This window comes from Roseateles sp. DAIF2, assembly GCF_015624425.1.
Taxonomy (GTDB): Bacteria; Pseudomonadota; Gammaproteobacteria; order Burkholderiales; family Burkholderiaceae_C; genus Kinneretia.
Window position 1 is genome coordinate 953,138 of the sequence record NZ_CP049919.1, and the last position, 20,554, is coordinate 973,691.

Here is a 20,554-nt window from a genome sequence, read left to right on the forward strand (position 1 = left end):
GTGCGCCGCAATTTCGTTGCTTGAAGAGGATCGCTCAATCCCTAACTGCGGTGCATTCGCGAGCGGCTTGTTCTCAAGACTGATGATGACGCGGGCCGCGCGGAAGCCAAGCATCGGTGTCCGTCCATCGCTGAGCTGACGTCAGCAATAGATCAAAGGACACAAACGATGTAAGACCATTCGTTGAAACTCCGAGAATCACGGCGCGAGAACGTGGAGCGAATGGCGCGCAAGCTGGACGCACGCCGTATCGACGAGCACCGGCATGAGGCAGAGATCCGTCGCTACTTCAAGAACCGGCAGGCGCGCATGCATATCGTCAGCACGACGCGAACGCCCCACGGCCAGGTGATCGATTGGATTCCGCGCAAGTCGCAACTGCGGCGAGCGGAGCGGCTTGCTGAGCCGCCGCCACACTGGCACGGGACGCATTCGGCGAGCGACAAACGGCCTGACCGCCGTGTGCGCTTCGAACTGGAGGATCCGGAGATCGAGCGGGGCCCGGAGGGCACGGTGCCAGTGCTGCGCAAGAACCTCGAAGCGATCCGGTTCAACCAGCCATTGCGCAAGCTGCTTGGAAAATACCCCCACGCGGACGTCCTCGTCCCGAGCTGCGGCCGGCTCGTGCCCGCGCCGAGCGTCGACGGCCCCCATCGGTATGCCTTCACGGACCAGCGCGCGATCTGCTTCGGCGGCGATGGCGTGCTGAGTGCGTTTGATCCGTACTGCGAAAACGACGACGACTTCTCGCTGATGCAGATCGCGATCAGCAACAGCGACACCGGACGCCTACAAACGGTGGAAGCTGGCTGGCAACAGCGCAAGGACAGCTATGGGGACTGGGTGCCGCATCTCTTCACGTACTACACGACCAACGGCTACAGCAACGACGATGACAATGTCGGCGGCTACAACCAGGATGTCGACGGCTGGGTGCAGTACGACAGCTCGGTGCATCCCGGCGCGATCTCCAGCCCGAACAGCACGCGTGGCGGTGACCAGTATGTGATGCAAATCAAGTACCAGTTGTGGCAGGACAACTGGTGGTTCATGTGCAACGGTCACTGGCTGGGCTACTACCCGGCGCGCCTATTCATGGGCAACCGCAGCGTGTTCTCCACCCTCGGCGATCATGGTGAGCGCATCAGCTTCTACGGCGAGATCTACGAATCCAACGAGACGCCCGGAAAGACCCGCAGCGACATGGGCAGCGGTTACTGGTCGGAGTATGGATGGCAGTGGGCGGTCTATCACCGCAACTTGCGCGTGCAGACCGACCGGAGCGGGACTTTCCCAGACTACGACGGCACTGCTTGGTCGAGTGACCCGGACATGTACGACGTGGAAAGCCACATGAAGAGCGGCAGCAGCTGGGGTAGCTACTGCTGGCTGGGCGGCCCCGGCGCGGGGTGACTTGGGTCGCTGCTCCATTCGACTATCGACGGTCTGCTTTCCGGCGGACCGCTTTGTGGCCGTAAACCTGCTTGGGGTCGACACCGCTAGTTCGCCAACCTCAAGCGGGCGCACGGACTGCGCACGCCAGGGGCAGCTGATGGCCGTGACTGCGCGTTCGGGGCGCCCGCCGACAGCAGCCGGTCGGGCCGCTGCTGCTCGCGCGGTAGGCCATGGCGCCCGGCGTCGCCTACGCGCATCCTGTTTGGCCCTCAACTCGATGGGAGACCATCATGGGTAGCGTAAGGTCTACTCAGGGTTGATGACCACGCGCTTGCCGGGTCAGCTTTGTGGGCGCACACGCATGAGCGAACTAACTTCGTTCTGCGATCAATTCCTCTCGGATCGCGACCAGAAACTCTCGGGTGGTCGGTCGAAAGGCCGTAGGAATGATGTCCGGATTGAAGAGTTCCTGGAACCTTGCATCCATGCCTTCATCGCCGGAGGACAAGAACGCATCGATATCGTCGACCAAGGGGCGGATCAGATCGGGGTCGCTTTCCGCCTTGAACGCCGCAACCACTTCCTCCAAGGAGTCGCCGTGAATGTCAAAGTCCTGATGGAACCAGCCCCCCATGAACGCGGCCAGCTCGGGGTAAAGCTCTTGTCCCTTGGAGATGATGATTGGCATGGTCAGGGTATCGGGTAGGACGTGAGGACAAAGTAGACCCGATTCTGCTGCTGAACCCGCCGCAAGACGACGACAAGCTTGCTCATCTGCTGCAGCTGCCCCGTCGCCCGCACCACGCCTTGCCCAACCGAGGTGCTGGCCTGATAGGTAACTGTGAGGGGTCGGCCGCCGACCGTAGACGTCTTGGCCCATGCCTCGATTGCTGTGCGATGGGCCTTCATTGCGGCGGAGACATGGCGCTCGGCCTCCGCCAGCGTCCGAAAGGTGGATGCAGCGGGGATACGGGTTTGGGTTGCCAGGCGGGTACGCAACTGCACCTCGGTCTGGCCTACGTGCTTGAGGATCGTGTGGCCGCCGGCGGCCTCCTCTGCCGCTAGGCTGATCGCACCGCGACGGACTGCGATGACGCGGAGCGCACCAACGCCGCCGGCGATGAGGGGGATGGCGATGTCGGCGCCGAGCCCGATCATCTCCGCAGTCTTTGGATCAACCCCCAGCGCGGTGGATAGCGACTGCGCTGCTTCGGCGGTCAACGTGGTGGTGTCTTTGCCAGAGATGATCTGGCGCACAGCCGACGACGAAGTATCAAGGCCGTGAGCGCCGAGAGCGGCGCCTCCCACCTTTGTCAGAGCTGTAGGCTCTGGCGCGAGCAGCAGTGCGCCGGCTCCGATGAGCTCAAGTGCGCCGGCGGCGAGCTTGCCAACGCCCCATAGTCGGTTGGACAGCGTCGCCTCTTCGTCGACCGTCTCGCCCGATAGGACAGCGGCCATTTGGATCGGGGTCAGAACGATCTGCACACCCTGGTCCGAATCCGTTGACAGAGCCGGCGCAGGTCGAGACGACGATATGCCGATAGGACCCGGATCTGGCGACCGGTGGAGGCACAGCGTGCCGCGGTCCATAGGTGTTGCCTCGCTGCCGCACAGCGGTCCGGGGACGCGCGAATTTGCCATATCGAGCTGAACTCCTAAGGCCAGTCGGTTCGCAAGCGTGCAGAGCGCTTATGTCGTCGAGCCATGGCGAACTACTAGTGACGGTGCGCTGCCCCCGAGGATTCGTAGCAGGCCGTTCTAGAGTCCGATCAACCCGAGATGGAGATCGGACCGATGAAGAAGCGATACACCGAGGAACAGATCATTGGCTTCCTGCGTGAGGCCGATGCCGGGCTGCCGGTCAAGGAGTTGTGCAGGAAGCACGGCTTCAGCGAGCCAAGCTACTACGCCTGGAAGGCCAAGTTCGGCGGCATGAACGTGTCGGACGCACAGAGGCTGAAGACGCTGGAGGCCGAGAACACGAAGCTCAAGAAGCTGCTGGCCAACTCGATGCTTGAGATCGACGCGATGCGCGAGGTTCTCAAGGGAAAGTGATGGCCGTGGCGGCGCGGCGCGAGGTCGTGCGGCAGTTGCAGGACAGGGGCTTGAGCGAACGCCGAGCCCTCGGGCTGGTGGGCATGAGCGCCAGCACCCTGCGCTACCGCCCTCGCGACGACGGCAACGGCCGGCTGCGTGAGCGATTGACGGAGCTCGCCGGCCAGCACCGCCGTCACGGCTACCGGATGCTGCACAGGCGGCTGCAGCTCGAAGGTTGGACGATCAACGTCAAGCGGACGTACCGGGTCTACCGCGAGGAAGGGCTGATGGTGCGCAAGCGCCGGCGCAAGAAGCTGCCGGTGCCTGAGCGGCAGCTGTTGGTGCGCCCGATGCAACCCGATGAGGTGTGGAGCATGGACTTCGTGTTCGACGAGCTGGCAAACGGCAGACGAATCAAGACGCTGACGGTCGTGGACGACTGCAGCAAGGAGGCGGTGCGGATCGCTGTGGATACGTCGATCCCAGCGCTGTACGTCACGCGGGTGCTCGACCAGGTCAAGGCCGAGCGGGGCTTGCCCAAGGTGATCCGCACAGACAACGGCCCGGAGTTCGCCGGCCGGACGATGCAGTGCTGGGCCGCCCGCAACGGCGTTGAACTGCGCTTCATCCAGCCAGGCAAGCCGGTGCAGAACGCCTACATCGAAAGCTTCAACAGCCGCTTCCGCGACGAGTGCCTGTCGCAGCACTGGTTCGCCAGCCTGAGCCACATGCGCAGCGTCATCGACAACTGGCGCGAGGACTACAACCACCACCGGCCGCACAGCACCCTTGGCTACGTGCCGCCGGCCGTGTTCGCCGCACGGTGCCGCCAGCATGCGGGCGGCACCGCGCCAAACCCCGCATCACCAACTACGATGCAAACCCCAGGGCTCTAGATCGAAGTGCTACGAAACCTGGGGGCAGCGCAACGGCATTGCCCCTAGCGACCTGATTGTGGGTATTCCCTTTTGACAAAGGGTGTCACCAAAGTCACCAGCGGCCCCAGTCGCTGGAAGCACTGAGCACGGATGTGGAGCGCGAGGCTGTGGACCTGGCGTCGGCCGGCGCCATAGTGGCCAAGGCTGACAATCGCCGGCAGCAAACCGAGCCGCGGTGGGCATCAATCTCTCCTACCATTGAAGCAGCATGGATATGCAGTGCCAAGGGGTAGGCTCCATGCACGCCAGAGGATTGGGGCTAGACGGCTCGATCCGCAGGGAGTGCAACTTGGGCAAGGTTCTAGCGGTGGCTGCCTTAGCGGTCGTCACAGGTGTCACGCTGCCATCGACCGCACAGGATTTGGAGTTCAAGGGGTCGAAGTTTGGCGATTCGACAGCGGCTTTTCAGGGGCTGCAGCGCGGCTACGTCTGCATGGATGGGCGAGATCCGTGTGAACTGTTGGTGTGGTTTATTCCGGATGGCCGAGAAGATGCAACCATGACCTATGCGGGCGAGCCGGCGCGTGGGTTCTCCGCCAGGTTTATGAACGATCGACTCGCCCATGTCCTTGTGCACATCAAGCCAAGTTCTTATGAGCGAGTCGTGGTGGGGCTGTCGTCGAAGTACGGGAAACCGACTAGGGTTGATCGCTCGGTAGTTAAGAACAGGATGGGGACGAGCTTCCAGCAGGCCAGCTCGACCTGGGTTCGCAAGGACGGGACGATCCACGTGCTGCGCTATGGATCGGGCCTTGACGAGGGGCTTGTATCAATTGGATCAGTCGAGTGGAACAAGGACTTGGCCCGGCGAGAAGCTGAGGCTAAGGCCAAATCGAAGATCGACCTCTAGCGCTGCCAGTGCCATCGATGAAGGCTGGTCGGCTGATCATCGGGAACACTTGCCGGCAGCACGCCAAACTCGACCACTTGCCAAGAGCGATCGCCTCGCGAAGCCAATTACCACCACCAGCGCGAGAACGGAGCCCCATGCCTGTACCCATCCCGCGCAATTGTTGACGGTGATGTTCGGGGCCAGCAGGCATGTGTTGAAGATGTCCGACATGGCGTCGTAGGGTACAGCAGCCAGCCGGCCACCCCGGCTGGCTCTTTCCCGCGCTGGTCTTTGCGGTCCGGATGCATGTGGTGCGGCCGGGAATAGCCCTTTCTCACAGCGTACGGTCACCGGGGTCGAGGGCTGATCGATCTCCACACGAGGGAATGCCTGATCAGGTAGGAGCGTTGCGCCAGGGGGAAGCGGACTTTGGTCGACTTCTCCTGAAAACCGAAGTCACCCCCTGGTTGACGGTGGAATTAGGCATCGCGTTCAGTGCGTGCGGAATGTGTTCCATGTGTCCGTGTCCAGCTTCATAGCTGCAAACACTTCGAACACGTACAGCTCAAGGTCATTGTTAATCTCAACAAAGGCCACCGTCATCTGGCGAAGGCGCCCTTGCGCTGAAAGGAATACTTCCCTGAACTGATCGTCTTTCATCGCTTGGTCCCGCTTCATTTCATGCGGATAGTCTTCCGTGGCCATTTTGTAGACGAGGCTCGCCGCGTAGTGAGACTCGAAATTCAAATGCTGGACTAGTCGCTTCACGACCCCGCGCGAGATTCCGACGTAGACAGGTTTTCCTTGATCGCTGAAGACGTAGCAGCCTGGAAAGTCCACCGTCTTGTCCACCTGAGCCAGAGCATCCTTGCATGCGCTCTTAAAGCCGACAAAGGTTGCTGCGGGCTTCGGGCTTTGGAGTGCCAGCTGCAGCCGCTTCAAATGTGCAGGCAATACGATGGTACTGAGTTGCTCGAATGTATGAATGCAGTTGTCGATCGGCATTGTTCGACCTCTCTATGTGGCGATGCCTAATGTTGTACTTTGATCGGCAGGACGAAGCCAGCTTTAGCACGTCCGCTCGAAGGACGGGTTGAAGCGCAGGGCAGAGCGTCACATTGGGAAAACAATGAAATCATCTCATTTGAGCGAAAATATACGCTCAAACGGTTAAACCACAGCATGAGTAAATCGCCATCTCCTCGCGGCGCCGAAGCGCGTGGTGTCACCGTGAAGGCTCGCCCCAAGCTCGCCTCCAAAGCCATCGGTGCAGCAGTCCTTCCGACGACTGGCAAGTCTGCCCGCGGAAGCCCGATGAACTTCCTCACGGTGTTCCAGGCAGACGCATTCGAGCGGGTGCGGTGGGTCAAGCAGGGTATTCCAGCTTCGGCCGTGGAGCACATCGCCAAGCGCATGGCTATGCCCAAGGAGCGCCTGGTGCTGACCCTGGGCTTGGCGCGTGCGACGGTGGACCGCAAGGCTCGGGAGAACAAGTCCTTGTCCACCGACGAGAGTTCCCGCGTACTGGGGATGGCCAGGCTGGTTGGCCAAGTCGAGTTCATCGTCGAAGAGTCGGGAAATCCGATCGGATTCAACGCGGCCGAATGGGTCGCTCGCTGGTTGGAGCAGCCATTACCAGCCCTGGGTGGCCGGCGGCCTGCCGAGTTCATGGACACCCCCGATGGGCAAGCCCTGGTCTCGAACCTGGTGGCCCGCATGTACAGCGGAGCGCATGCGTGAGCGTGGCGCTCTGGCGTATCGCCACCGACACCCGGGACTATGAAGCGCATGATCTGAGCGGCAAGGGGGCAGAGGTGTCCGGCGGTCGCTGGAATCGGCCGGGGCGCCCGGTGGTGTATACGGCCTCCAGCATCGCCTTGGCCTGCCTGGAGGCCGTCGTGCACCTCAACATGGCGGGCCTCCCCCTGAACCGCTTCTTGGTGCGCATCGACGTCCCTGACGCGCTGTGGGCGGCCCGTCAGGTCCTGACGGCGCAAGAGCTGCCGTTAGGCTGGAGCGCCGTGCCCGAGGGCAAGGTATCGTTGGATGTAGGTGACCAGTGGCTGCAGGGCGATGCCGACGCTCTACTGCTGGTGCCCTCGGTCATCGTGCCGGAGGAGTTCGACGTCCTCATAAATCCGCAGCATGCCGATGCCGCTGGGATCATGGCGCAAAAAGTTCGCCCGTGGCGCTACGACGGCCGACTGGTCTGATCGACCGTCCGGTCGGGCGCCTGTGTTGGATGCTCAACCCTCCTCATCGAGATCCGAGCGTTCCATCATGAGCCGCATCAGCATTTCCCGCTCGCGGATCGCGGCCACTGCCGTGCTACTAAACGACCATCCCTTCAAGCGACTGCCCGGTTGCCGCCGCGATCGCTTCGAGATGCAGGGCCGTCCTACGCTCAAACCACTGGCCATCGGAACCGATACTCAGGTCGTCGGAATCTCCAGATCTCGTCGCTGCTGTCAAACGGTGGTTGCGATGATCAAGACTCATCGGAATGGGGGATCATGAAGCTCCGGCATGTGAAGGCGACTGTGATTGGGCTGTGGCGCGCCTGGCCTGCCAGAAACTCCTGATGGTCAGCCTCAGGACCCACCACCAAGCGTAGATTGCGCCGGGCGAGTGGCAATGGTTGGCGTCCAGAAGGCCGTGAGCTACGCCGTTACGCAGGTTCGGTCCCAACGCGTTGCAGAACAAGGCCTTCAGTTCGAAGGTCAGGTCCTCGCCAAAGATTGTGTTGACCTCGGGTAGTTCGACGAGCGTGCTCAGCCCCACCTCGTTCTCGATGCCTTCTTTGTCCAGGTTGGTCGTCTTGACGTTGCCCTGCTTCAGATGCCAGCGCACCAGATGTTCGACTTGGGGTGCCAGCAGGTAGGTAGCGGTCGCGAAGTCATACTCGAAAGCCTCCCACAGGCCCTTGCCGAACTGTTCGGCGCGATCCGGCGGCACGATCGGCGACAGGGACATGAGCTGTGTGAGGTCGGCCTTACGGACGGTGTGCTCCCTCACGATGACGCTTAACGCCGGCAGGATCTGGGCTTTGCAAATCAATTCGATGTCGATGCCGTAATACCGCATCATGATTTCCCAGACCTTTTCCCCGTTCTCGTCTTCCGATACGTTTAGGGAGCCGCCTTGCGTCTTGGCGATGGTCCGGCCGTCGAGGCTCATATGCGTGGAGCCGAACATCGTGGTGAGCGGGAACTCGCGCATGGACTTCTTGGCGTTCTCCCTCATGCTGGCGGCGCTGGCGCCCGAGTGCAGCTGCGTTAACACCAGCAGTGCTTCCAGCAGCGGCTTGCCGGTGACGGCCTCCTCGGACCCGCGTACGAACTCGGTGATGTCGGTTCTGCCGCTTTCGATGGTCGGCAAGGCCTTGACCGCCTTCTCGCCCGATTCGGTGACGCGGTGCAGCAACCGCTGAAGTTGAGCTTCGATGCCTCTGCTGGGGCGCTGCGCCTTCGGAATCTTGCGCAGGGTTTGGATCGCGTCCTCGATGAACGAGGCCGCCACCAGATGGCCTTGCATCGCGTCCAAAGCGATGCGGTGATCTGCCTCGGCTTCGAAGTTCACCGCGATGCTGTGCGTCATATCGGCAGCGCGCTCTTGGTCGCCTAGGCGCTCGAACCAGGCACCGGCCAAGTCGAAGTGCGCCCTCGCTCGCCAGAAGTTGTTGCCGGCTTCGTGCCTAGCCCGCCCGCTGGCGGCGATCAGCTCGGCGAGCTTGGCTCCCCGGTCGCGGGAAAGGTGTCGGTCGAACAACAGCCGCGCTGCGGCCAGCCCCAGGCCGCCCTCGCTGCCGATGGCCTCCGCGACGATGCTTTCCAGCGCAGCCTCGATCTTGTCCAGGCGATCGCCGGCACCCTTGCGCAGTTGCACGCAGAGGGTGATGGCGCGCCCCCATTCCAGCAGCGGGTTGGTCCAGTCTTCACCCTGCGGCGGGTTCGCCGTGTAGGCGTCAATTGCACGCAGCGCGTCGGCGATCTTCCTGGGCTTGGAACCCAGCCAAGCGATGTCGGACAGGCGCGCACACAGCCCCCGGTGATCGATGGCCTCGGCCACGGCGGAGAACAGAGCCAGGTCGTCTTGCCCGAAATCCTCGGGCATGGCCGAGCGCGCCGAGTCGATGGCCCACCGAGCGACGAACGGTGCGTTGTTGCTCTCGCCATGCAAGGCCATCGAGCAGGCATCGCTGAGCAGCCACAGCGCCTTGACGGTCGGCCAGTCGGGTTCGGGTATCTCGGCCGCCTCTCGGGCCGCGCTGGAGAGCCTCTGGTACAAGTCGACCCACTCAGCGGATTCCTTCAGGAGGTCCGCTGGGTTCTTCAGCGCGGCGAGAGCGATTCCCGCCGTTGTCGTGATGCCCTCAGGCAGTTTGTGCATCTCTGGCATGGTGCGCTCTCAGCTTCTTCTGCCGGAAGTCCTTCGCCTCGGCCTTGGTTTTGACGCGGTGGTCGGAGATTGTCAGCCACTGCATGTTGGACGGAGCTTGCGCCGCCGCACTTGGGCGGTATCACATGATCGACCCGCCAACCCTGGGGCAACGGCCTTGGTTTACCCCGTTGGCTGGACATGGATGCTTCCTTATGGGAGCCGGCCTGGCGGCCTTCGACTGCGGCAGCGCGTCCGCCAGCATTGCACAAAGCGCCAGCAGCATCAGCCGCCGCCGGTGTATGGAGCGGCAGTAACTTCCACCCTGGGCGCTTGCCGTTGGCGTCCCGGGGCCACCTGGGCCGCCATGGGCGTCGCAGTTGGAATCGCCTCCACCGTTTCCGCCGCCATAGCCGCCACGGTTGCTGCCCCTGCTGTTGCGGCCGCCGCCGCGGCGGCACATGGAGAGCCCTCCCTTGGCATGCGCATCCGCTGTCCTGACCACCCCGGTCGCGAGCATACCCAGCATAAAGAGTCTGCGTTTTATGTTGGCTATCTGCGCCTTCCTTCGGGGCTTTATCCCTCGCAGCCTCCGCAGCGCCCTCCCCCCGGCGCATCCGGAAAATCCCAACAACGGTGGTTTACAGGAGCAAACTGACGCCATGGACCTGGCCTATTTCCTTCGCGAGCGCACGGCGCTGATCCGGCATTTCTATGACACGGCCTCCGTGCCATTCATCGAGACCAAGCGACAGATCGAGGCTGGCGAGCCTCCCTTCCATGACCCTCCCTGGGACGACAGCGGTAAGCCAGCATACATAGAGGAATGGTCGCGCGCCGACGTCGAGTTGGAGTTGCTCGGTCGGGCTTGCATCACCATGCTGTCCGAGAGCATCAAGCACTACCTGCAGGGCTGGGAACGTTACGTCCCGCTCACACCCGCCGCCGAGAAGGTCATGGGCAAGGGTTTTGTGCGGGCCTATGTGAACCACTACAGTGGCGCGTTGGGGGCCCGGGGGTGCCCTGCCGACCTCGACGTGATCGAGCAGGTCGTGCTCGCCCGCAACAGCGCGCAGCACAACGGCAGCCTCACGATGGACGCGGTAGAGCATGACCCGACGACGCGCAAGAAGTTCCCGCGTCCTTTCTTCACCCGCCATGATGGGCCTGACGTCAGTGAAGACGACCACGACACATTCCTGGCTGACTGGATCCATGTCGACCGCAACAAGCTAGTACGTGCGACGGAGCAGGTCGAGGTACTAGCCGACTGGCTCCAAGACCAGATCTATGCCCGGTGAAGGCCTGACCCCGGTCGGGGCCTGCTCGCCGCTAAATTGATCCGTGGCGAGGCTTCGGCCCGCCCTATGCTGGTCGAGTACGGGCGCGCAGGACAGTGTCAGCATGGCGTGGATAGCGTAGGGCTCAAAGACTGCTATCTCCGCCTCATCCAGTCGTTGACTGCCGAGAATCGAGCCTGCAGAGGCTCAATTTCATTGCGCACAAAGACCTAGGCGCGTCGGCAACACTGCGCCGATGCCGCCAGCGTTGGCCGGCACGATGCAATGCAACTACGCCGGGGTGGCTCTATGGACTTTTGTCGACATCGCCTGGAACGCCGAGATCACTCCATCACGGATGCGATGCAAGTTTTAGCGTGATCTGAATGTCGCTCCACTCTGCGGAGAGCGTTGGATTTAATCGTTCGAAGACCTTGGAGTCCAAGAGCATTGCAGCATTCACTTTCGCCGCTTCATATATTCCAAGCTGGTGCAGCGCTGTTGCTGCGAAGACTGCTGCGTCAGTAGGGGCCGTGTGAAACAGAGAGTACAGCCCTTCAAATACTTGTTCAGACTGGCTTCGGAGCCACTCCAGGCGGATTAAGCGGGCGATGATTTGTTCGCTCAAAACAACCTGAGCCATCGCAACGATGATGCCGACGTCGAACCGCTGGGAGATTGCGCAGCCAAGCCAGATCAGTAGATAGGCGGCTGCGATGCAGCGCGCGCGGCGGGCCATCTCCAAGGTGATCCTCTTTGTGAAGAGCGAGTTCTCAAGTGTTTGAGCGGCGAGACGTCGAATTGGATCGACTTGTCGATTGTTGTAGTAGCCGTCGGTAGCTTCGTGAGAAAGCGGGACTTTGTATGCGTGGCTGAAAAAGTCCTGCCGTCGCCTGTTCTCTGCGCGAGGGAAGAAGTACAGCCGCGAAAACAAGCCGAGGATGAACAGGCCCGCAGCGACCAATGAGAACGCCACCTGCACTATGGTGTAAGCCCTAGGCCAGCTCCCCTGTTCAACGAAGAGGCCAGCGAAAGACAACAGTGCGCCAATTGCGAAGAGCCAGTTGTTCGCGTTGTCGGCAATCTGTAGCTTGCTGTAGTAGTTGTCTCGTATCGGATCGCTTTGCGACATAGGTGATGTATCCGCTGGTTTGCATGCCATGCGAGGCCATCAAGGGCTACGGTGGCGTTCGTCCCCGTCTGGTGGGTGCGCGCCTCCGGCCGACCACTCACCGCTGAAGAGCCAGTCTTCAAATGTGAATAGCCAGCGTGATGTCCAAGGGAGGAACGTCTCTGTCAGCTTGAGCTGAGGAGCCCAGTCGCAGGTTTTTGGCCACCAGAGACAGAGCTTTGTGCCGGGACCGTTGTGGCGATAGGTGTGAGGCGGACGCTTGCCTCCGGCCAGATTTATCAGGCAAGGGGCGAGTACGAAGACCTCGGGGGCATAGGCATCAGGCGTCAATCTCAGCAGGCAGTCGTATTCTCGTCCGAGATCGCTGGCCCGAACTCGGAAGCGGTACTCCAGAAGTCTGCCGGAGCGGATCGTCACCGAGCCGGGAAGCCCAAACTGCCTAAGCTCTAAAGCGCGCAACGCCAGGCTCTGGCTGCGCGGGGGCGGCGTTTTGCTCTTCTTCAATCGCCGAAGTTGGAGTGAGCACGCGACGTCGTCGCAAAGGTCGCGCCAGTGCCGGCAACAATAGCTACCCGACTTGGTGTGCGAGTTGGCGCTTGTCCCTGGAGTTCCTGGGCGCGCACGGCGCGCACGGCGCGTTCACCGAATGCCGCCTCAATCTTGAGAAGAAGCGTGTCAAGTCCGGTCGGGGACTCGATGGCAATGAGGATAGCTTCAATGTCTCGCTGAGCCTTTGCATGCCATAGACGAAAAGCCTGCTGACGAGAGCGCGAATTCATGCTGCTAGCTAGGTTGTCGCCCTGCGCTGTTGGGTTTTGCAGCAGCCAATGCTCTGTTCCATCATGGCTGTGCTCGATCTGGAAGTAGCGTGGCAGCGATTCGATGATGTGCAACATCAGATCGAGCGGGCTGGCGTGAGGGAGTGGGGCTAGGTCCTTGTAGGCCTCTAGACACAGCGAGGTCAGAAAGACGGACGCGGGGGCAACGTTCTCACCGCCTGTGGGTAGGCCAAAGGAGACGTTGCGATTGAGCTTGAGCAATTGAACGAAGCGACTGAGCAAGCGCGGAAAGACATCCTTCGTGTCGGGGAGTGGCGCTACGCCTGCCTTGTCCCCAGCCCGAAAAGCCGAGTCGAGCACGATCCCGGTGGTGAACCTTGGGGAGATAGATGCAGTGGTTGAAAACCGCTTGGCATAGCCACGGGGATTGGTCAGGTTGAAATTCTGTCGAGTTCGATCGGGAATTCGGGCACAGGTTTCCCCATGGAGTGCAACGATCGAGGGGGCCAAAATCATCGGGGTGACGTCTGCAGTCATTCCGCCTGCGTAATGCAGGGTCACACATCGATCATGGCGTTTCACGGTGAGTTCATGTGCCATGGCATAACGCAGGCAGGCAGCATGAAAGTCGTTGATCAGTCGCGCCGGGCCATCGCTCGACCCATACTTGAAGATCGCGGCCTCATCCATCATTGCGACCAAATCGATGTCCACGCCCTCGCGACCCGCATCCAATGGCCGCACCAGCGTGCCCAGCTCTCGAGATCCCTGGGGGTGGACCTCCTTAAGCAGACCGCGGAACTCCGGACAGTCCGTCAGGAACTCACCCAAGCCCTGATATGAAGAGGCGAGCGCGTCAAGCTGAGTTGCGGTGGGCTCGTGAGCTTCGCCGACCGCGTCGACCAGATGGAAAAACCGAGCTGATGCTCGTTGGGTGAACTGACGCCGCTGCGGGTCAGGAAGTACGACTGCCATTCCACACCTCAAGGCGACAAGTGACTGATTAGCACTCAGTCGCCTAGAGTGCTAAACGACACTATATCTAGTTGCAGTTTTTGGCGCAAACACTACCAGTAGGGCTGGTTTTTAACACAGCCTCAAAAATGTTACATATAATCTCTGGCTCTGCTGGGCAAAGTTGCGGCAAGAGGTTCACCCCTAGGCAACTAAGCGGACCTGTCGGTCTACTGAGAACTATGTACTTACATGTATGCATCGTTCCAGGGATGGCTGTTTATTAACCTATTGTCGTCATTAGGTTTTTTCGCCGCTATTGGTAAAGTATGTACGGCCAGGGGATAAGACCGTTGATGAACGCCGGCAAATCCACCGCGCTGCTGCAGGTGGCACACAACTACGAGGAGCGCGGCCATGCGGTGCGCATCTTCACCGCCCAGCTCGACGACCGTTACGGGCGCGGCCATGTGACCTCGCGGCTCGGGCCGCAACGGGCAGCGGAGCTGTTCAACGAGGCGAGCGATTTCCTGGCGCTGTTCCTGGCCGACGGCGTGGTGCGGCCGGGCGTGGCCTGCATTCTGGTGGACGAGGCGCAGTTCCTGAGCAAGGCCCAGGTCGGGCAGCTGCACGAGCTGGCCCATCTGCACAACCTGCCGGTGATCTGCTACGGTCTGCGCACGGATTTCCGCGGCGAGCTGTTCCCGGGCTCGGCAATGCTGCTGGCGCTGGCCGACGAGATGGACGAGATGAAGACCATCTGCGACTGCGGCCGCAAGGCCACGATGAACATGCGGGTCGGGGCCGACAACCGCCGCGTCACCGAGGGCGAGCAGGTGGAGATCGGCGGCAATGCCCGCTACCGGGCGGTCTGCGGGCGCTGCTTTCGTCAGGCGAACTGAGGGCCGGAGCCCTCGGTTCGGTGACGCTTACTTCTGAGCGAGTTGCTCGTCCAGCTCCTTGCAGCTGGGCGCGCAGACGGGCTGGGACTTGCCCAGCAGCTTCTTGGACTTGAGCATCGCGCGGGGGCGATGTTTGCCGCACAAGAAGCACGACATGGTGGCCGCCCCGAAAGAGGAGGTCGCCGCGAAGGGCGAGCCTGGTGCTTTAGAGCGGTAACGCAGACCATCCGCTTCGATGGTCGTCTTAGTACTGTCCTTGGCCACGCTGGTCCTGTGAGTGAGAGATGAATGCCTGCGGCGGCCGAGGCTGCCGCGCAGCCGCTATTTTCGTCGATTCCGGCCACCACGCCCTGAGGGCTGTATTTTCCACCATATGACGAGGGTCGGCATGAGGGCCGATCTCTAGGTGTCTGGCAGGCCCAAACCCGGCAACCTCCTAATACCCCTGAAAGCGCGGTTCGCGCTTCTCCTGCCAGGCGCGCACGCCCTCGGCCAGGTCGGCCGAGGCGTTGGCGCGGGCGATGTCGGCGGCCAGCGCCGCGGCGTCGAGCCGGCCCGCGGCGATCGCGTTCAGGTGCTTCTTCATGCCCAGCAGGGCCAGCGGCGCGCTGGCCAGCAGGCGCTCGCACAGCGCCTGCACGGCGGCGTCCAGCGCCGCGCCGTCGTCCAGCAGCTGGTCCAGGAAGCCGCAGGCGCGCATCGCCTCGGCGTCCAGGGTCTGGCCGGCCAGCAGCACCTGCTTGGCGGCGGCCGGGCCGAGCCGGTTCACATAACGCTCCAGCCCGCCGCGGTAGAAATGCAGGCCCAGGCGCGCGGCCGGCACGAACATCTCGCAGGCCTTCGTGCCGAGGCGGAAGTCGCAGGCCAGCGCCAGATCGGTGGCGCCGCCGTAGATGCCGCCCTGGATCGCCACCACGGTGACCGGGCGGGCGTGTTCCCACGCATTGGCCAGCGCCTCGAACAGCGCGCCGGCATCGACGCCGGGCACCGCGTCGATATGAAAGCCGCTGCAGAAATGCCGGCCCTGGGCCTCCAGCAGCAGCACGCGCACGGCGGGATCGGCGTCGACCCGGGCCAGCTGCTCGCCGAGGGTTTGCAGATCGCCCAGCTCGAGCCGGTTCGCGACGCGCGGCCGGCGCAGGGTGATGCGGGCCAGCGGGCCGGCGATCCGCAGCAGGGGCGGGTGGGAGTTGTCGCTCATGGCGGTGAAGTCTAGTTTGGTAGTCATCAACAATTTCGACCGACTGGTCGGGCGAAATTTGCGCTTTGTCAATGCGGCCTCGTACTAAGGGCAATCCCGGGGCTTTTGTTTAGAGTGAATTGCAACAAGCCGGCCCGAGCCGGCAGGTGGTGCGGAGACAGGCATTCATGGATTTCACGATTGCAAGCATCCTGGCGCTGGATGGCGTGACCAACGGGGCGATCTACGCCCTGCTGGCCCTGGCCACCGTGCTGGTTTTTGCGGTGACGCGGGTCATCTTCATTCCGCAGGGCGAGTTCGTCGCCTTCGGTGCGCTGACGATGGCCGGGCTGCAGCTGGGCCAGACCCCGCTGACGATCTGGTTTCTGCTGGTGATGGCCCTGGCCGTCGCCGCGCTGGACCTCTGGGCCGGCTGGCGCGCCGGGCGCGCGTCCGGCCTGCTGCTGCGCGAGGTCGGCGGCGCGGCCGCGCTGCCGGTGGCGATTGCGCTGCTGGGCCTGTGGGCCGCGCCGCAGCAGCTGCCGCTGTTCCTGCAGGCGCTGCTGACCCTGGCGATCGTGACGCCGATGGGCCCGCTGGTCTACCGCCTGGCCTATCAGTCGCTGGCCGACGCTTCGGTGCTGGTGCTCTTGATCGTCTCGGTCGGCGTGCATTTCGCGCTGACCGGCCTGGGCCTGGTGTTCTTCGGCGCCGAGGGTTCGCGCAATCCGAGCTTCTGGGATGCCAGCTTCAGCCTCGGGCCGCTGGCGATGTCGGGGCAGACGGTGATCATCATCGGCGCCTCGGCCGCGCTGATCGTGATGCTGTGGCTGTTCTTCGAGAAGAGCCTGTACGGCAAGGCCCTGCGCGCCACCGCGGTGAACCGCCTGGGCGCGCGCCTGATGGGCATCTCCAGCACGGCCGCGGGCAAGCTCTCGTTCACGATGGCGGCCTTCATCGGCGCGCTATCGGGCCTCTTGATCAGCCCGACCACGACGATCTTCTACGACAGCGGTTTCCTGATCGGCCTCAAGGGCTTCGTCGCTGCGGTGTTCGCCGGCCTGGCGAGCTATCCCGGCGCCGCGGTCGGCGCGCTGCTGGTGGGTCTATTGGAGTCCTTCAGCTCCTTCTGGGCCAGCGCCTTCAAGGAGGTGATCGTGTTCACCTCGATCCTGCCGGTGCTGCTGTGGCGCTCCTTGCGCGACCCCCATAAAGACGAAGAGTAAGCCGAGATGCAAGCGCGCAAAATCATCCCGCTGGCGGGCGCCGCCCTGTTGTTCCTGCTGCCGCTGCTGCCGGTGCCGGAGTTCTGGATCACGCAGCTCAACTACATCGGTCTGTTCGCGCTGGTCTCGCTGGGCCTGGTGCTGTTGACCGGCGTCGGCGGCCTGACCTCCTTCGGCCAGGCGGCCTTCGTGGGCCTGGGCGCCTACACGACCGCGGTGCTGAGCACCAGCTATGCCGCCTCGCCCTGGCTGGCGTTGCTGCTGGGCCTGGTGATCACCGGCGTGGTGGCCCTGGTGCTGGCGCTCCTGACCCTGCGCATGTCGGGCCACTACCTGCCGCTGGCGACGATCGCCTGGGCGCTGAGCCTGAACTTCTCGATGGCGAACATGGAGTTCCTCGGCAAGTACGACGGCATCCAGGGCCTGCCGGCGCTGAGCTTCCTCGGCATCAGCCTGCAGGACGGTCGCGCGATCTACTACCTGATCTGGGTCATCGCGCTGCTGGCCGCGATCGGCGTGCGCAACCTCTTGGACTCGCGCCCCGGCCGCGCGATCCGCGCGCTGAACGGCGCGACCACGATGGCCGAGGCGATGGGCGTCTCCACCTTCCGCTACAAGGTCGTGATCTTCGTGCTGGCCGCGTTGCTGGCCTCGGTCTCGGGCTGGCTGTTCGCGCATTTCCAGCGCACCGTGAACCCCAGCCCCTTCGCGCTGAAGATGGGCATCGAGTACCTGTTCATGGCGGTGGTCGGCGGGGTCGGCACGGTCTGGGGCGCCTTCATCGGCGCGGGCGTGGTCAAGATCATCGAGGACCAGCTGAAGGAGCTGCTGCCGGCGCTCTTGGGCAGCAACGGCAACTTCGAGATCATCGTGCTGGGCGTCGTGCTGGTGCTGATGCTGAAGTACGCGCCCAAGGGCCTGTGGCCCTATGTCGTGGCCTTTGCCGGGCGCTGGCTGCCGGCCGCGCAGCGCGAGCGCGACTGGGGCGACGCCGCCCCGCTGGCCGCGCGCGACAAGCCGCAGCCCGGCGAGCTGCTGCTGGAGGTGGACAAGGTCAGGAAGCAGTTCGGCGGCCTGGTCGCCGTCAACGACGTGTCCTTCCAGATCCGCGCCGGCGAGATCATCGGCCTGATCGGCCCGAACGGCGCGGGCAAGAGCACCACCTTCAACCTGATCTCCGGCGTGCTGCCGATGAGCAGCGGCAAGGTCAGCTTTCGCGGCCTGGCGGTCGGCGGGCTGGCCTCGCGGCAGATCGCGCAGCGCGGCATGTCGCGCACCTTCCAGCACGTGAAGATGATCGCGGACATGACGGTGCTGGAGAACGTCGCGCTGGGCGGCTACCTGCGCAGCAGCAGCGGCACCGCGCGCGCGATGCTGCGCCTGGATCGCGACGAGGAGAAGCGCCTGCTGGCCGAGGCCGAGCGCCAGCTCAGGCGCATCGGCATGGCCGACAAGATGTTCGAGCTGGCCGGCAACCTGGCCCTGGGGCCGCAGCGCCTGATGGAGATCGCGCGCGCGCTGTGCACCGATCCTGCGCTGCTGCTGCTCGACGAGCCCGCCGCCGGCCTGCGCCACAAGGAGAAGCAGGCGCTGGCCGAGGTGCTGCGCCAGCTGAAGGCCGAGGGCATGAGCATCCTGCTGGTGGAGCACGACATGGAATTCGTGATGGGCCTGACCGACCGCATCGTCGTGATGGAGTTCGGCACCAAGCTGATCGAGGGCACGCCCGACGAGGTGCAGGCCAGCCCCGCGGTGCGCGCCGCCTACCTGGGCACGGAGCATTGAGAACATGAGCGACTTGCTGAACGTCACCGACCTGCATGCCGGCTATGGCCGCGCCGAGGTGCTGTCGGGCCTGAACCTGCGCCTGCCGCAGGGCGCGGTGGTGACCGTGATCGGCCCGAACGGCGCCGGCAAGAGCACCACCCTGAACGCGTTGATGGGCGTGCTGCCCAGCCGCGGCAAGGTGCTGTTCGACGGCGCCGACATCTCCGCGCTGAGTCTGGAGGAGCGGGTGATGAAGGGCCTGGCCCTGGTGCCCGAGAAGCGCGAGCTGTTCACGAGCATGAGCGTCGAGGACAACCTGGTGCTGGGCGGGTTCCGGCCGATGAAGCTGGGCCAGCGCGACTGGAAGGAAGGGTTGGCGCAGGTCTACAAGCTCTTTCCGCGCCTGCAGGAGCGGCGCGAGCAACTGGCCGGCACGCTCTCGGGCGGCGAGCGCCAGATGCTGGCCGTCGGCCGCGCGCTGATGAGCCGCCCGAAGGTGCTGATGCTGGACGAGCCCAGCCTCGGCCTGGCGCCGCTGATCGTCAAGGAGATCTTCCGCATCGTCGCGACGCTGCGCGAGACCGGCGTCTCCATCCTCCTGATCGAGCAGAACGCCCGCGCCGCGCTGGAGGTGGCCGACTACGGCTATGTGCTGGAGACCGGCGAGATCGGCCTGGAAGGCCCGGCGTCCGAGCTGGCGCGCGATCCGCGCGTGATCGAGACCTATCTGGGCGCCGCGAAGAAGAGCAGCAGCAGCAGCGCGTCGGTCTAGTCCGACAAGCGAAGCCGGCCCGCGCCGATGCGGGCCGCGCCGATGGCGCCTTAGCCTTTCGTCCATCGATGACCGCATCCGGCGGCATCGCTGCACAGCAAGAAAGGTTGGCCCCATGAAGCAATACGCATCGCCCGCACGCACCGCCCTGATCCTCACCGCCGCGCTGGCCGCCGGCCTGCTGTCCGCCTGCGGGCAGGGCAGCGACGAGGCGGCCCAGTTGGGCAGCCAGCCCCCCGCTGCCGGCGCAACCGCGGCGCCGCGCGCCGCCGAATCGCCGGCCGATGCCGCGATCACCGCCGACATCCAGGCCAAGTTCGCCGCCGACAACACCCTGAGCCCGCTGGCGATCCGCGTGCGCACCAAGGACGGCCTGGTGGAGCTGGACGGCAAGGCCCCCGATGAGACTGTGCGCAACCATGCCACCCGCCTGGCCGCCACCGCCAAGAACGTGCTGAGCGTGGACAACCACATGGCGATCCCGCGCAGCTGAGAGGTCCGGATCGTGCTCTATTTCTGAGCCGGCTCGGTGCAACTCCTGGCGCTGGCCTCGGGCAGCTGCTGCACGCGCCGGCGCACCTCCTCGGGCGAGGGCTCCTCGATGCGCGTCGCCACCATCCACTTGTGGCCGTAGGGATCGGTGATGTGGCCGGCGCGGTCGCCCCAGAACTGGTCCTGCACCGCCATGTCCAGGCTGGCGCCCGCGTGCAGCGCGCGCTGCACCGCCGCGTCCACGTCCGGCAGGTAGACCACGGCGCAGGAGCCGGAACCGCCCAGGCTCAGCGGGCTCAGCGCGCCGTACTGCGGCCGCTCCTCGCTGAGCATGAAGCGCGCCGGGCCCACGGCCAGCTCGGCATGCATCAGCAGTCCGTCCGGCGCGGCGATGCGCATGATCTCCTCGGCGCGGAACACCGCCTTGTAGAAACCGATCGCATCGCTCGCGCCGCGCACCGTCAGGTAGGGAATCGCGCCATGGCTGGGCG

At 63.7% G+C, this 20,554-nt stretch carries 21 protein-coding genes; 12 read left to right on the top strand and 9 right to left on the bottom strand.

The window, feature by feature from the left end:
* Positions 1 to 222 precede the first annotated feature (222 nt).
* The gene (locus tag G8A07_RS04450) at positions 223 to 1,413 is read left to right on the top strand and encodes a neprosin family prolyl endopeptidase (RefSeq protein ID WP_195795894.1); all 1,191 of its coding nucleotides are present in this window, start codon (positions 223 to 225) and stop codon (positions 1,411 to 1,413) included.
* A 352-nt stretch (positions 1,414 to 1,765) separates the two neighbouring features.
* On the opposite strand, the gene G8A07_RS04455 is transcribed toward G8A07_RS04450, so the two are convergent.
* Together G8A07_RS04455 and G8A07_RS04460 are read right to left on the bottom strand one after the other, a co-directional pair.
* A complete protein-coding gene (locus G8A07_RS04455) occupies positions 1,766 to 2,083 on the bottom strand; it encodes a contact-dependent growth inhibition system immunity protein (RefSeq protein ID WP_195795895.1) in 318 nt (105 codons plus the stop codon).
* A gap of 2 nt (positions 2,084 to 2,085) precedes the next feature.
* On the bottom strand, positions 2,086 to 2,880 hold the full coding sequence (locus G8A07_RS04460) for an RNase A-like domain-containing protein (RefSeq protein ID WP_195795896.1): 795 nt from the start codon (positions 2,878 to 2,880) through the stop codon (positions 2,086 to 2,088).
* 309 nt (positions 2,881 to 3,189) lie between these two features.
* On the opposite strand from G8A07_RS04460, the gene G8A07_RS04465 reads away from it, so the two are divergent.
* Both G8A07_RS04465 and G8A07_RS04470 read left to right on the top strand, forming a co-directional pair.
* Positions 3,190 to 4,328 (top strand): IS3 family transposase gene (locus tag G8A07_RS04465; RefSeq protein ID WP_371816427.1). Its coding sequence is split into 2 segments (ribosomal slippage): positions 3,190 to 3,436 and positions 3,436 to 4,328, totalling 1,140 coding nucleotides; the frame shifts between segments, so codons are not numbered across the junction.
* A 280-nt stretch (positions 4,329 to 4,608) separates the two neighbouring features.
* Positions 4,609 to 5,220, top strand: coding sequence for a hypothetical protein (locus G8A07_RS04470; RefSeq protein ID WP_195795897.1), 612 nt, complete (start codon positions 4,609 to 4,611; stop codon positions 5,218 to 5,220).
* 474 nt (positions 5,221 to 5,694) lie between these two features.
* Here G8A07_RS04470 and G8A07_RS04475 read toward each other — a convergent pair whose 3' ends face one another.
* Positions 5,695 to 6,207 (bottom strand): hypothetical protein, encoded by a 513-nt coding sequence (locus tag G8A07_RS04475; protein ID WP_195795898.1) that lies wholly within the window; start codon positions 6,205 to 6,207, stop codon positions 5,695 to 5,697.
* A gap of 309 nt (positions 6,208 to 6,516) precedes the next feature.
* On the opposite strand from G8A07_RS04475, the gene G8A07_RS04480 reads away from it, so the two are divergent.
* From G8A07_RS04480 to G8A07_RS04490, 3 genes are all read left to right on the top strand, one after another.
* Entirely contained in the window at positions 6,517 to 6,942 is a 426-nt protein-coding gene (locus tag G8A07_RS04480) for an antitoxin Xre/MbcA/ParS toxin-binding domain-containing protein (protein WP_195795899.1), read from the top strand.
* Positions 6,939 to 7,415 (top strand): RES family NAD+ phosphorylase, encoded by a 477-nt coding sequence (locus G8A07_RS04485; protein ID WP_195795900.1) that lies wholly within the window; start codon positions 6,939 to 6,941, stop codon positions 7,413 to 7,415. The genes G8A07_RS04480 and G8A07_RS04485 overlap by 4 nt, the downstream gene beginning before the upstream one ends.
* Positions 7,416 to 7,482: 67 nt before the next feature.
* Complete coding sequence (locus tag G8A07_RS04490) at positions 7,483 to 7,719, top strand: hypothetical protein (protein ID WP_195795901.1); 237 nt, start codon at positions 7,483 to 7,485, stop codon at positions 7,717 to 7,719.
* Here the strand turns inward: G8A07_RS04490 and G8A07_RS04495 are convergent.
* The gene (locus tag G8A07_RS04495; RefSeq protein WP_195795902.1) at positions 7,714 to 9,600 is read right to left on the bottom strand and encodes a DUF4209 domain-containing protein; all 1,887 of its coding nucleotides are present in this window, start codon (positions 9,598 to 9,600) and stop codon (positions 7,714 to 7,716) included. The genes G8A07_RS04490 and G8A07_RS04495 overlap by 6 nt on opposite strands.
* A gap of 641 nt (positions 9,601 to 10,241) precedes the next feature.
* Here G8A07_RS04495 and G8A07_RS04500 point away from each other — a divergent pair.
* Positions 10,242 to 10,880, top strand: coding sequence for a hypothetical protein (locus tag G8A07_RS04500; protein WP_195795903.1), 639 nt, complete (start codon positions 10,242 to 10,244; stop codon positions 10,878 to 10,880).
* A 331-nt stretch (positions 10,881 to 11,211) separates the two neighbouring features.
* Here the strand turns inward: G8A07_RS04500 and G8A07_RS04505 are convergent, their stop codons facing one another.
* Positions 11,212 to 11,991, bottom strand: coding sequence for a hypothetical protein (locus G8A07_RS04505; protein WP_195795904.1), 780 nt, complete (start codon positions 11,989 to 11,991; stop codon positions 11,212 to 11,214).
* A 500-nt stretch (positions 11,992 to 12,491) separates the two neighbouring features.
* Positions 12,492 to 13,745, bottom strand: coding sequence for a nucleotidyltransferase (locus tag G8A07_RS04510; protein WP_195795905.1), 1,254 nt, complete (start codon positions 13,743 to 13,745; stop codon positions 12,492 to 12,494).
* 335 nt (positions 13,746 to 14,080) lie between these two features.
* Here G8A07_RS04510 and G8A07_RS04515 point away from each other — a divergent pair, with 335 nt between their 5' ends.
* Positions 14,081 to 14,626: a thymidine kinase gene (locus G8A07_RS04515; protein ID WP_195795906.1), complete on the top strand. Its 546-nt coding sequence runs from the start codon at positions 14,081 to 14,083 to the stop codon at positions 14,624 to 14,626.
* Positions 14,627 to 14,653: 27 nt separating this feature from the next.
* Here G8A07_RS04515 and G8A07_RS04520 read toward each other — a convergent pair whose 3' ends face one another.
* On the bottom strand, positions 14,654 to 14,890 hold the full coding sequence (locus G8A07_RS04520; protein ID WP_195795907.1) for a hypothetical protein: 237 nt from the start codon (positions 14,888 to 14,890) through the stop codon (positions 14,654 to 14,656).
* Between the two features lie 172 nt (positions 14,891 to 15,062).
* Positions 15,063 to 15,827, bottom strand: a complete 765-nt coding sequence (locus tag G8A07_RS04525; RefSeq protein ID WP_195795908.1) for an enoyl-CoA hydratase/isomerase family protein — start codon at positions 15,825 to 15,827, stop codon at positions 15,063 to 15,065.
* A gap of 167 nt (positions 15,828 to 15,994) precedes the next feature.
* Between G8A07_RS04525 and G8A07_RS04530 the strand changes: the two genes are divergently transcribed.
* From G8A07_RS04530 to G8A07_RS04545, 4 genes are all read left to right on the top strand, one after another.
* The gene (locus tag G8A07_RS04530) at positions 15,995 to 17,032 is read left to right on the top strand and encodes a branched-chain amino acid ABC transporter permease (RefSeq protein WP_195795909.1); all 1,038 of its coding nucleotides are present in this window, start codon (positions 15,995 to 15,997) and stop codon (positions 17,030 to 17,032) included.
* Positions 17,033 to 17,038: 6 nt separating this feature from the next.
* Positions 17,039 to 18,817, top strand: coding sequence for an ATP-binding cassette domain-containing protein (locus G8A07_RS04535; protein WP_195795910.1), 1,779 nt, complete (start codon positions 17,039 to 17,041; stop codon positions 18,815 to 18,817).
* Between the two features lie 4 nt (positions 18,818 to 18,821).
* The gene (locus tag G8A07_RS04540; protein WP_195795911.1) at positions 18,822 to 19,571 is read left to right on the top strand and encodes an ABC transporter ATP-binding protein; all 750 of its coding nucleotides are present in this window, start codon (positions 18,822 to 18,824) and stop codon (positions 19,569 to 19,571) included.
* Between the two features lie 115 nt (positions 19,572 to 19,686).
* Positions 19,687 to 20,064 carry a BON domain-containing protein gene (locus G8A07_RS04545; protein ID WP_195795912.1) on the top strand — a complete coding sequence of 126 codons (378 nt, stop codon included), beginning with the start codon at positions 19,687 to 19,689 and terminating at the stop codon, positions 20,062 to 20,064.
* A 17-nt stretch (positions 20,065 to 20,081) separates the two neighbouring features.
* On the opposite strand, the gene G8A07_RS27780 is transcribed toward G8A07_RS04545, so the two are convergent.
* A complete protein-coding gene (locus tag G8A07_RS27780; RefSeq protein ID WP_249937334.1) occupies positions 20,082 to 20,522 on the bottom strand; it encodes a VOC family protein in 441 nt (146 codons plus the stop codon).
* Positions 20,523 to 20,554 lie beyond the last annotated feature (32 nt).